An 11,842-nucleotide genomic window follows, 5' to 3' on the forward strand; every position below is an offset into this window, starting at 1 on the left:
TTTGTTCGGTTATCTGAAATGCAAATTTATTACATTCGTAAACGGATTAAAATATAATACAACTGTGAAAAAAATAACCCTACTTGCCGCTTTTTTATCAATTGCCTTATTTGCCATTTGCCAGCCAGCACCAAAACCTTATGGCCCTTTACCATCAAAAGGGCAGTTAATCTGGCAGGAAACGGAAATGTACTGCATTATTCATTTCGGTCCGGATACCTATACTGATAAGGAATGGGGCTATGGCGATGAAGATCCCGCAATATTTAACCCGACACATTTTGATGCCATGCAGATAGTCGGCGCTGCAAAGGCAGGAGGCTTCAAAGGGATAGTAGTAGTGGCCAAGCACCATGATGGTTTTTGTTTATGGTCTACAAAAACAACAGAACATAATATTTCAAAGAGCCCTTATAAAAATGGGAAGGGCGATATTTTACAGGAATACCGTGATGCCTGCAATAAATTAGGCATGAAGATGGGCGTATACTGCTCACCATGGGACCGGAATAGCGCCTTATATGGCAAGCCGGAGTACGTGACCGAAGTTTACCGCAAGCAATTGGAGGAATTGTACAGCCACTATGGCCCTGTATTTATCTCGTGGTTTGACGGTGCAAACGGCGGGGATGGTTATTACGGCGGCGCAAAGGAGGTAAGAAAGATAGATCGCTCAACTTATTATGGCTGGAAGGACACCTGGGCGATCCCGCGCAGGATGCAGCCCAATGCTGCTTTGTTTGGCGATGTGGGGCCGGATGTGCGCTGGGTAGGCAATGAGAACGGACACGCAGGCGCAACCTGTTGGGCAACCTACACACCGCATGCGCCGGATGAGGGTAAGGAGCCGGGCAATGGTTATACCAAGGATTTTGAAGGGGTAGAAGGTCAGCGGGACGGTAAATACTGGATGCCTGCGGAGTGCGATGTATCGTTAAGGCCTGGTTGGTTTTATCACAAAACGCAGGATAATGGGGTAAAGTCGCCGGATACGTTATTGAGCCTCTACTATCAGAGTGTAGGCAGGGGGGCAAGCCTTGATCTTGGCCTTTCGCCGGACAGGAGAGGTCAGTTGTTTGAAAATGACGTGAATTCGTTGAAGCAGTTTGGTAGCATAGTTAAACAAACATTTGCGATTAATTTGGCCCGGGGCGCAAGTTTAAAGGCCAGCAACACACGAGGGGGTAACAAAGTAAAGTTCGGCGCTGCAAACCTGTTAGACGGCGACCGATACAGTTATTGGGCTACTGATGATAACGTTAAAACCCCGGAATTGATTCTTGATCTGCATAAAACCAAAACCTTTAATGTTGTCAGGTTAAGGGAAAATATAAAGCTGGGTCAACGTATTGAAGAGGTTGCTGTTGATGCCTGGCAGAATGGTAAATGGGCCCAAATTGCTACTGCTACAAGTATTGGAGGAAACAGGCTCATCCGCCTGCCGGAAAACATTTCGGCAAGTAAAGTAAGATTAAGGATAACCAAATCGCCTGTTTGTATAGCGCTGAGCGATTTTGGGTTATATAAAGAACCTGCTAAAAGTTAAAATGATGAAGGCAATGTATAGAATATTGGCGGTAATATTATTGATGGCCTGCATTTGTAGGGTGTTTGGGCAGCAGGCGGCTTTATATGATACCTTGTCCAAGCCTCAATTAATTTCCAAACAGTTTGCCTTTACCGAAGGCGCTTCTGTTGATAAAAAAGGGAACGTGTTCTTTACAGATCAGCCTAATAACAAGATTTGGGAATATAGTACAGAGGGCAAATTGTCTGTTTTTTTAGATAGTGCAGGTCGTTCCAATGGAATGTATTTTGATAAAAAGGGAAATTTGGTTACCTGTGCTGATGAGCACGATCAATTATGGTCCATCAGCCCAGATAAAAAGGTGACGGTTTTGGTTACGGATTTGGGCGGGCATTTAATGAATGGCCCTAATGATATCTGGATAGACCATAGAGGGGGCATCTATATGACCGACCCCTATTACCAGCGCGATTACTGGACGAGAACAAAATCCGATCTCGACGGTCAAAAGGTTTACTACCTCCCAAAAGGGAAAAATCAACCCATTGCCGTTGATGCCAGCCTGAAGCAACCAAACGGGATTGTCGGTACGCCGGACGGGAAATACCTGTATGTTGCTGATATTGGTGACAATAAGATGTACAAATTTGCCATTGGAAAGGACGGAACGCTCAGTAACCGGATTTTATTTGCGCCGAAGGGTGGTGATGGGATCACGCTGGATGAACGCGGTAACTTGTATATAAGCGGCGATGGCGTTGCCATTTATGATCCGCAGGGGAAAAATATAGGCCATATCCCTGTGCCCGAGCCGTGGACCGCCAATCTCTGCTTTGGCGGGGTGAACAAGGATATCTTGTTTATCACAGCATCGAAGGCTATTTATACATTGAAGATGAATGTGAGAGGGGTGGAATGAGATTGATTTCGAATTTAAATCAACCATCCAAAGTGGCAAAAGGCTATATATGATTTAGTTTGTCCCTTTATTTATTCTATCCGGTTTTTGAATCATGCCTTGACTTGAAACTACAGCGACCCTTGAGCCCCCCCTTAAATTAACCGCTGATAATTGCCGATTAATGTTAATTTTATCCGGAATTAACAATTAAACCATTATGAAGCTTATTGCACTCCGGCCTGTGATCTATTCAAAGCAGGTGAAATATACAGTTGAGTATTATATCGAGATCCTGGGTTTTACTTGTAACGGATACATGGAGGATTGGACGTGGGCGTCCCTGTCGCGCGATGAAGTTGAAATAATGGTATCCTATCCCAACGCACATACACCTTTTGATAAACCTACTTTCACGGGATCTCTTTATTTTTCGGTTGACAATGTCGACGAATTATGGAGCCAACTGAAGGAAATAACCATAAACTGCTACGAACTGGAAACGTTCAGCTATGGAATGCGCGAGTTCGCTATTTATGATAATAACGGGTATTTGCTTCAATTCGGGCAGCCTGTCTAAATAATCTCATTTTTTAACTAACCATTTTGAAGTAAATAATAAATTTCTAAATTTGCGTAAGTGATTACGTAATTTATTACTTATGAATATTTATGAAAAAGCCGGTAGGATGGCATTGGGCAGTAGGTTGCGCAGGTTGGGGGAGTTATTTGCCGAACAATCTGCGCAGGTATACCCCGTATACGGAATTGAAATCCAGCCTAAATGGTTCCCCGTTTATTATGCGCTATCGGGTGGTGAGGAGAAATCCATAACTCAAATTGCAGTAGAGATTGGGCATTCACATCCATCTGTGAGCACCATAGTTAAGGAGATGATAAAAGGCGGGTTGGTGATAGCAGATCCATCAAAAAGCGATGGCCGGAAAAACCTCGTAAAGCTAAGCGAAGCCGGCTTAAGCATTAACGATAAGATCCAGGCACAATACACCGATGTAAATGCAGCCATTGAAACAGCGTTTGCAGAAACCCAATACAATATCTGGAAGGCAATTGAAGAATGGGAATTCCTGCTCGAGCAAAAGAGCCTGCTAAAAAGGGTACAGGTAGAAAAAAAACTCCGCGAAGGCAAGGAAGTGCAAATAATTCCTTATCAACCAAAATATAAAACCTCTTTTAAAAAGCTGAATGAAGATTGGATCACCCAGTTTTTTAAAATGGAGGCCTCTGATTATAAATACCTGGATCAACCGGAAGAAAATATTTTAAGCAAGGGCGGCTATATTTTTATGGCGATCTATAAAGATCAGCCGGTTGGTACCTGCGCCATCGTTAAAATGGATGGCGATCAGTTTGAACTGGCTAAAATGGGCGTGGCCCCGGAGGCAAAGGGAAAAGGGATCGGGTTTATGCTGGGCAATGCCTGTATAGAAAAAGCCCGGGAGCTTGGCGCTAAAAGGCTTTATTTGGAAAGCAACACTATCCTTAAACCGGCCATTAGCCTGTATCATAAGCTTGGTTTTAAAAAAATAACCGGCCCGCCCTCGCCTTATGAACGAAGTAATATACAGATGGAATTAAGCTTATAGGTCAATAATATGCATGAAAATAAAATAGTGATCATTGTTCGGGACGATTTGAAAACCTGGCAAAAACTAAACGTCACCGCCTTTTTGGCAAGTGCCGTAGCCATCGAGTTTCCTGAATTGCATGGCCGGCAATTGGTGACAGCTTCGGGTAATACTTATTTGCCATTTTTAAAGCAACCCATGCTGGTTTATAAAGCTGATGATCTTAACCAGATGCAACGCATTTTTAAAAGAGCAAAAGAGCGCGAATTGAAAATTGGAATTTACTCTGCGCATTTATTTGACACCATGACCGAGCAGGATAATTTGGATGAAACCGCCAGGTATACTGACGATGAGCAGGATTTGGTTGGATTAGTAATTTACGGTGAAAATAAAAAAGTGAATAAGGCGATTGACGGGTTAAAGTTTCATGATTGAAAGTTTTGGTGAGATTTGTCAACTTTTTAAAAGTTGACAAATCTGAATATTACTGCTTTCGCTGCGCCTTTTCCCAAATAGCACTTTGCTTTTTTGTAAAATACCTGATGATGCCCATTAAAACCGCATAGTTCATCACGCAAAAATAGTAGGGTACAAACAGAGCCTTGATGCGGATGTGGCGCTTCTCCATAATAAATCCGAGAAGGGCAAGCAGGTAGAATAAGATTTGAGCCGCAAAAATGGTATCGTATAATGCGTTATTGGGCAAAAATGCATTCAGCACAAATATTAATATCAGCAGGAAAGGTGTAACGGTCCATCGCAGAACGCGGTGACTGACGTACTGAAAGGATAGTACCGGGTATTTAAACGGATTAAATAATTTTGTAAGCCTCAATATGGACTGCATTCCCCCGGCGGCTATCCTGATTTTTCTTTTCAGTTCTTCAGAGACGTTTTCTGATGCGGTTTCCATAGCGTAGGCCTCCGGTTCGTATACAATACGATAGCCTTGTTCAGCAATCAGCATCGAGATCATAAAATCGTCCAGTACCGTATCCACGGGAACATCCTGGTAAAGCGAACGCCTTACGCTGAATAATTCACCGGCTGCGCCCACAACAGAGTAAAGCTCTGAGTCCCATTTTTTAAGGGCCGATTCGTATTTCCAGTAAAAACCCTCTCCGGCTGCGCTAGCATCAGCATTTTCGGCTATATGCACGCGTTTCTCACCAGCTACACAGCCGACAGTTTTATCGGCGTAATGCCTGCAGATTTTTAGAATGGCATCAGCATTCAAAAAAGTATTAGCATCCGTAAATACGGCAATTTCCGTATCAACATATTCCATTGCACGGTGTACAGCTGCAATCTTTCCGGCTCGTTGTGGTTGGTGTAATAGCTGAATTTCAGGATGCTTAGCAATTATTTCAGGGGTTTTGTCTGAAGATCCATCCGTAATAAATACCAGCTTGAGTTTGCCGGCAGGATAATTCAATTTTAAGCTGTTGGCTATTTTGTCTTCAATAAATCCCTCCTCGTTATAGGCTGCCACCACCAGGGTACATCCAGGCAAAAGATCTTCGGCGGGGTCGGGGATAACCGGCCTGCCTTTTACTGCCCTTTTTATTTTAATCAAAAAATACAGGAAGATCCCGTAGCCGGCAAAGGTGTAAAACACGATAAAAAAACTGAGCCAGAATACGATCTTCATTTTATAGAATTTATTGGATAACCTAGGTTTTTGCTGTTTTTGCCGTGGGTGAAATTCCACCAAACTGCCTTTAACAGCATGGAAATAAAGTTATAGTTCTTGTTCTTTAAATAGGTGATAACGTTCCGCGGAACCACCAACAAGATAAAATATGGGTAGAATACAACCTTTCCAAAAAATGGTGCATTGCGCCTTGTAAAAAGAATCCGGTTGCGGTTCATAAAGTATTCTTTCAATTTACTCTTTTTTCCAACAGAAACCGACTCTTTATGATAAATAAGTGCTGCTGTACAAACCCATGCGTCGTAGCCAGCACGTTTTATATGTTCGCACCAGTCAACTTCCTCATAATATAAAAAGAAGCCCTCGCTCATAAGCCCTGCCTTTTCGATAGCTTCCCTGCTAACCATCATTGCGGCGCCGTGACAATAAGCGGTAGGAGCAGTGATGTTATTGTATTGACCGTTGTCCCTTTCACGTAGCCCGATACAACTGTTTCGGCATGTATAATAGTTCATTGGTGTATAGCCAGCGTACTGGATCAAACCTTTATCGCTAAAGTACTTGATCATGGGCGAGATCATGCCAATTTTCGGGTTGGCATTCATCACGTCAACGAGCTGCTCAACCAATCCATCAGTAAATTCAGTGTCGTTGTTAACAAAAAAGAGGTAATCTCCTGTTGCAGCTTTGATCCCAAGGTTATTTCCGCCTGCGAAGCCAAGATTTTGTTCGGAACGAATGAATTTTACATGTGGAAACTTTGATTGCCAGTCATCCGAGTCGGTTTTACTGCCATTATCAATCACAATTATTTCCAGGTTAGTATACGGAGCGGGAATTGATAATAATAATTCTTCCGTAACTTTTGGTTGATTAAAGTTTACAGTGATAACGGATACCTTCTTCATACTATGGCTCAAAACAGGCGATTATTGTTTTGATACCCTATCGAGGCATTCCTGTAAAACAACGGCAAACTCCTTGTCATTCGGTGGTGCGAATATGGTATTGTGCTCACCGGGGATATCATGAACATTAACTCCCTTAAGTGCAAACTTTTTCCAGCCCATGAATTCATAATCGTCCATGTAAAAGGTTCTTTTCTTAGCCCTGAACAGGTCAACAGTTATATCAAGTGGTTTTTGAAAATAATTGCGCTTTGCCCTCGCACTTGCCTCATCAATCTCATTATCATAGGCGAAAAATCCCTTTTGTTTTTCACTATTACCGGTAATCTTCCACCAGGCCCGAACTATCCTGCGTCTTAATAGCTCATTTTTATATTCAAAAGTCCTTTTAGGGTCTTCGGCAAGCAGTGCAAAACTGTTGAATAATTTCATAAAGAAAAGCCTAACCCTGTTAAAAGTTCTTTTTACCGGCGGATCAAATGCATCGGTTTGCTTGGCGTAGGTGTCAAACACAGCCAGCATTTTTACCTCTTTGCCCATGGCAATTAGCTGATGTGCCATTTCGTAAGCAATGGTTCCGCCAAGCGAATATCCGGCAAGTGCATAAGGCCCGGTAGGGTTTTGGTTGATAATTTCAGCAATATAATTGGCCGCTATTTCTTCCATCACATCCAGGGGCTCATCAATTCCGTTAAGGCCTTTGGCCTGCAGGCCATAAACCGGCTGCTCCTTATCCATATTCATGGCCAATGCGTTAAAAAGCAATACATTAAGGCCGGCGCCGTGTACTATATAAATAGGCATTTTTGAGCCCTTTGGCTTTATAGGTACAAGTGATTCCCAGGTAATTGATTTTGAATCGGATTTAATTCTTACCGCTAACTGTTCAATTGTTGAATGATCAAAAAGCGTAGCTAATGGTAGGCGTTTCCCGGTTAGCTTCTCAATTCGCGACATGATTTGCACTGCCACCAATGAACGTCCGCCCAACTCAAAAAAATTATCCAGGATGCTGATCTTTTCAAGCCCCATTACTTCCTGCCAAATTTCGGCAACCTGCTGTTCAATTTCTGTGCGAGGACCTAAATATTCGCCCAGCCGACTGACTATTAGGTTATAATCAGGTTTCGGGAGCGCCTTCCTGTCTATTTTTCCATTAGGAGTGATCGGTATAGCCGTAACTATAACGAAGTCGTCGGGCACCATATATTCAGGCAATTCGGCCAATAAAGCCTGCTGCCAATCATTTACCTGTGTTTTAAAATCAATTCCTTCATTGCCATCCTCTAACACAACGTAACCAACCAGCCGTGGATCGCCAGGGGTATCTTCCCTTGCAACTACAACGGCCTGCTTTACATCCTGCTGTTGTTGCAGCGCGTGTTCAATTTCCTCCAGTTCAATGCGGTAGCCTCTAACCTTAACCTGGTGATCAATTCGGCCAAGACATAGAATGTCGCCATTTTCCTTGTATCTGCCTAAATCGCCGGTACGATACATCTTGTCGCCGGGAATACCTGAGAAAGGGTTGTCGATAAAACGCTCGGCCGTTAACTCATCACGATTAAGATATCCGGCCGCAACGCCATCGCCGCCAATAATTATTTCGCCGATTGAGCCGTCAGTTATGCTATTTGAATTTTCGTCGAGGATATAAACTTGTGTGTTGGCGATAGGTTTACCAATAGTAATGTCTTCGTCGCTTTCTATCAGCTTTATGGTAGACCAGATAGTGGTTTCCGTGGGGCCGTACATGTTCCACAATTCACTTGTACGCACTGTGAGTTTCCCAACCAGGTCTTTTGGCATTGCTTCGCCGCCGCATAGAATTTTTAACGGCAGCAGTTTTTCCCAGCCAGCCTCCAACATCATGCGCCAGGTGTAAGGCGTTGCCTGCATAAAGGTAATACCGTCATTCTTCACCATGTCAAACAGCATGCGGCCGTCCTTTGCGGTGTCGGAATCAGTAAGTGTTATTTCAGCCCCGGTAATAAGCGGTAGGTATAATTCAAGCCCTGCAATATCAAATGATATGGTAGTAACGGTTAATATCTTATCATTGGCGGTCATGCCAGGTTCTTTTTGCATACTGAGCAAAAAGTTCACAAGGTTAAAATGCTTTATTTGTACGCCCTTGGGTTTCCCGGTTGAGCCAGAAGTGTATAGAACATATGCCAGATCGGACCCACCGACTTCAATATCAGGTTCGTCAGCGGTGTAATTGCTGAATTTTTCAAATGCATCTTCAATTAATATTTCCGAGGCATTTGAAATAAAGTGTTTATGACGTTTTTTTGAGGTGATCAGGATTTTCGCCGATGAATCCTCTAACATAAATTCAACCCTATCCTTTGGATATTCGGGATCAAGTGGGATATATGCCGCCCCTGATTTCAAAATAGCAAGCAGGGAAATGATCATTTCAGGCGAACGGTCGAGCGCTAACCCGATAATGTCGCCTGTTTTTACGCCATTATCTATCAGTATTTTAGCAAGCTTGTTCGAACTTTCGTAAACCTCTTTGTAAGTAAGATTCCGCCCATGAAACTTGATGGCAATTTTGCCGGCGTACTTTTTAGCGCAATCATTTAAAAAATAAGGAAGTGCCTTATCTTTTTGATATTCTATAACAGTATCATTTCGGCTATTTGCAGTATCTAAATGCGTAGGGGCACTCATCTTTTATCTAATTTAGATTTGATCATTTCAATTATTACACAATTTTACTTTCTAAATATATAATATTACTCACTAAAGTAACGAATTTATTACAGTAGAAGTGCTTATTTAACGCTTTGTGTATGAGGCGTATGGATGAATTTTTTATTCGCGCCTTTTAGCTTAAATAGTAGTAATAACATCGTAAGGAATATTACAGGGATCCTTATTAACGCCCCAAAAAAATCTTTGTTGTAAAAACTTACTGGTATGGCGATAAGAATCCCAGCATAGCAGCAAATGGTAGCAACCAGCCATAGGTGCCAATCTGGCCCGATACCCGGCGTCAATACGGCAACAATCAACATTAGTGGCATGAGCCCCAGCATTAGTACCCTTGGTAACACAGATAACTGATACACTTCATTCAAATAGTCAAATTTTCCTTTAAATAATGCAGAAAAGCCGCTGCTACCATATTTTTTCAATAGGTTGAATTGGGCCGAAAGCCACCTGCGCCTTTGCTTTTTAAATACATCTTTATTGCTAACCTTTTCATCGTATATCAGCGCTTCATCTGCATAGGCAACGCCAATTCTATCATTGGTTAACAATAGCCCCATTTCCTTATCGAAACCACCCACTGCGTCTATCCGCATCATCACTTCAGTAAATACTTTATAATCCAATGCCATGCCAGAACCAATTATTGCTGCTGAAAGGTTGAAAACCCGTTGCGATTTGCGGAAAATGTGGTTATTTACTTCCTCACTTATGGCATCTAACACCGCAACTGAGGTGTTGGTGTTTTTTGCAACACGGTGGCCCTGAACTACTTTGTTGCCAGCTTGCAGGTAATTATTTATCTGGTATAAAAAATCAGGAGCAGCAACATTATCAATATCAAAAACAATTGCCGCATCAAATCCATCAACTGTATTCTCGATAGCCTTGTGCAGCGCCTTTGATTTTGTACTGCTTTCAAAAACAACCTCTAAAACTTGTAAGGGCATTTCTCTTAGCTCCGCAATTGTTTCCGGTTGTAAGGAGTCAGCTATTACGCAGATATGGAAAAGATCTTTTGGATAATCAAGCGTTGTTGCGCTGGCCGCTGAATTAAGAATGATTGCATCCTCCTTGTATGAGCAGATATATATTACAAATTTTGTAAGTTTTGTGCTTTGCGCAGGCGCCTTTACAGGAAACAACTTACCTGCCACCGAAAAAATGAACAGGTAAAAGCTATAAAATCCCAGGTAAATAAATAGGATTGTAGTAATAATGGCTGCAGTAAATCTGATAATCTCCATACGTTTTTTTTTATACGTAAGAACGCTTTAAAACGATTAGTTTTAATTGAATTTTTTTGACCACGTAAATATTCTGTCCTTTTTCTCCTCGAAGTTTATCTTTAAAAGCGATTTTATTTCGGATATACGGTGCTCCCAAGTATTGTCAGCAGCAACATCGAGCCGTTTTTTTTGCAATTCAGGTGTGTCCTTTAACGCAACCTCAACCGCTGCGGAAAATTCATCGGCGTTTTTGCAGTAGGACACAGTATCAAATGTAAAATCTTCCAGGTCGGGATTAAAGTCAGTGGAAACCACCGGTCTTCCGGACCCAAGGTATTCAAAAAGTTTTAAAGGGAATATATCGCTGCTTACCTCATCCTTTTTAAATGGGATTATAGCTACGTCAAATCCCTTTAATACTGCAGGCATTTCTTCGTAGGGGACAGCTCCGGTTAAAAACAGGTTAGGGGCTTTATACTCTTCTTCTTTAATGTAATATCTGTCAATTGGCCCTATCATTACAAAGCTTTTATCCGGGTTGGTCTTAAACAGCGTTTGCATCAAATCATAGTCAATCCGCCGTTCAATCGCCCCGAAATATCCAATAATCGGCTTTTTGATGTCTTTGAAAATATCGGATATTTTTAGTTCCGGATTGAGAGTTTTTGAACTATGACTGATATTTGCGGCGTTAGGTATAAAGTAGGAGTTTTTATTTATTAAGGCCTTTTTGTTCATCAGTTCCTTGCTGGTACAAATAACCAGATCTACATTCTTTACCAAAATATCCTCCGAAATTAACCCATGCTTGGTTTGGTAAGGTTCGATAATAGGATCGACGCAATGGTAAACGCTCAGTACCGGTTCAAGCAATTTATGAAGCGATGGAAGGGTGAAGTTGTAGGAGTTTATGTAGATGTAATCCGTGATCCTTAAATTTTTGATCACCTTTTTTATCCGTGAGCCTACCAGCCACTCATTGAGTTTTAGTGCGGTGCGGTAAAATTTCCCCTCGGGTAGCATATTGATGGATGGGACAGGGGGGGAGATGATGATCTTTAAATTCGGGATGTCTGTTTGAATAATACTTTTTGAAGATGAAAAGAAATGTGGTCGCCGTGTTTTAAACTCAGGCGTGTTTTTAAATTTGATATAATCGCGCCAGGTGTAAGGCCTGTCAACGTAATAAACAAAATTGTCCTTTGCCAAAAGTTTGGCCATGGTGTAGTTTGTCGACTCCAGTTTCCCGTCAAACTGCATTTGCGAGAAAATAATGATGTTCTGATTTTTAAGGCTCATCTAAATAATAGGG

General features: G+C 42.0%; 10 protein-coding genes. 5 read left to right on the forward strand and 5 right to left on the reverse strand.

Going from position 1 to position 11,842, the window contains the following annotated elements:
- The first annotated feature begins 64 nt into the window (after positions 1-64).
- From KXD93_RS00670 to KXD93_RS00690, 5 genes are all read left to right on the forward strand, one after another.
- Positions 65-1,546, forward strand: a complete 1,482-nt coding sequence (locus tag KXD93_RS00670; protein WP_258134926.1) for an alpha-L-fucosidase — start codon at positions 65-67, stop codon at positions 1,544-1,546.
- 13 nt (positions 1,547-1,559) lie between these two features.
- Positions 1,560-2,447: an SMP-30/gluconolactonase/LRE family protein gene (locus KXD93_RS00675; RefSeq protein ID WP_258134927.1), complete on the forward strand. Its 888-nt coding sequence runs from the start codon at positions 1,560-1,562 to the stop codon at positions 2,445-2,447.
- A gap of 199 nt (positions 2,448-2,646) precedes the next feature.
- A complete protein-coding gene (locus tag KXD93_RS00680) occupies positions 2,647-3,006 on the forward strand; it encodes a VOC family protein (RefSeq protein ID WP_258134928.1) in 360 nt (119 codons plus the stop codon).
- Between the two features lie 82 nt (positions 3,007-3,088).
- Positions 3,089-4,033: a bifunctional helix-turn-helix transcriptional regulator/GNAT family N-acetyltransferase gene (locus KXD93_RS00685; protein WP_258134929.1), complete on the forward strand. Its 945-nt coding sequence runs from the start codon at positions 3,089-3,091 to the stop codon at positions 4,031-4,033.
- Positions 4,034-4,042: 9 nt separating this feature from the next.
- Positions 4,043-4,453, forward strand: coding sequence for a DUF2000 domain-containing protein (locus KXD93_RS00690; protein WP_258134930.1), 411 nt, complete (start codon positions 4,043-4,045; stop codon positions 4,451-4,453).
- A gap of 49 nt (positions 4,454-4,502) precedes the next feature.
- Here the strand turns inward: KXD93_RS00690 and KXD93_RS00695 are convergent, their stop codons facing one another.
- The 5 genes from KXD93_RS00695 to KXD93_RS00715 all read right to left on the reverse strand — a co-directional run bounded on the left by KXD93_RS00695 (position 4,503) and on the right by KXD93_RS00715 (position 11,829).
- Complete coding sequence (locus tag KXD93_RS00695) at positions 4,503-5,669, reverse strand: glycosyltransferase family 2 protein (RefSeq protein ID WP_258134931.1); 1,167 nt, start codon at positions 5,667-5,669, stop codon at positions 4,503-4,505.
- The gene (locus KXD93_RS00700; RefSeq protein WP_258134932.1) at positions 5,666-6,580 is read right to left on the reverse strand and encodes a glycosyltransferase family 2 protein; all 915 of its coding nucleotides are present in this window, start codon (positions 6,578-6,580) and stop codon (positions 5,666-5,668) included. Before KXD93_RS00700 ends, KXD93_RS00695 begins: the two co-directional genes overlap by 4 nt.
- A gap of 21 nt (positions 6,581-6,601) precedes the next feature.
- Positions 6,602-9,259 (reverse strand): non-ribosomal peptide synthetase, encoded by a 2,658-nt coding sequence (locus tag KXD93_RS00705; protein ID WP_258134933.1) that lies wholly within the window; start codon positions 9,257-9,259, stop codon positions 6,602-6,604.
- 104 nt (positions 9,260-9,363) lie between these two features.
- A complete protein-coding gene (locus KXD93_RS00710) occupies positions 9,364-10,548 on the reverse strand; it encodes a glycosyltransferase family 2 protein (RefSeq protein WP_258134934.1) in 1,185 nt (394 codons plus the stop codon).
- Between the two features lie 42 nt (positions 10,549-10,590).
- Entirely contained in the window at positions 10,591-11,829 is a 1,239-nt protein-coding gene (locus KXD93_RS00715; RefSeq protein WP_258134935.1) for a glycosyltransferase, read from the reverse strand.
- Positions 11,830-11,842: the final 13 nt, after the last annotated feature.

The organism is Mucilaginibacter phenanthrenivorans (genome assembly GCF_024721155.1).
GTDB lineage: Bacteria > Bacteroidota > Bacteroidia > Sphingobacteriales > Sphingobacteriaceae > Mucilaginibacter > Mucilaginibacter phenanthrenivorans.

What these genes read in the sequence shown, in the direction of transcription:
- KXD93_RS00715 (WP_258134935.1), bottom strand. Translation starts at nt 11,829, where the DNA reads ATGAGCCTTAAAAATCAGAACATCATTATTTTCTCGCAAATGCAGTTT.
- KXD93_RS00690 (WP_258134930.1), top strand. Translation starts at nt 4,043, where the DNA reads ATGCATGAAAATAAAATAGTGATCATTGTTCGGGACGATTTGAAAACC.
- KXD93_RS00680 (WP_258134928.1), top strand. Translation starts at nt 2,647, where the DNA reads ATGAAGCTTATTGCACTCCGGCCTGTGATCTATTCAAAGCAGGTGAAA.
- KXD93_RS00695 (WP_258134931.1), bottom strand. Translation starts at nt 5,669, where the DNA reads ATGAAGATCGTATTCTGGCTCAGTTTTTTTATCGTGTTTTACACCTTT.
- KXD93_RS00685 (WP_258134929.1), top strand. Translation starts at nt 3,089, where the DNA reads ATGAATATTTATGAAAAAGCCGGTAGGATGGCATTGGGCAGTAGGTTG.
- KXD93_RS00705 (WP_258134933.1), bottom strand. Translation starts at nt 9,259, where the DNA reads ATGAGTGCCCCTACGCATTTAGATACTGCAAATAGCCGAAATGATACT.
- KXD93_RS00700 (WP_258134932.1), bottom strand. Translation starts at nt 6,580, where the DNA reads ATGAAGAAGGTATCCGTTATCACTGTAAACTTTAATCAACCAAAAGTT.
- KXD93_RS00710 (WP_258134934.1), bottom strand. Translation starts at nt 10,548, where the DNA reads ATGGAGATTATCAGATTTACTGCAGCCATTATTACTACAATCCTATTT.
- KXD93_RS00675 (WP_258134927.1), top strand. Translation starts at nt 1,560, where the DNA reads ATGTATAGAATATTGGCGGTAATATTATTGATGGCCTGCATTTGTAGG.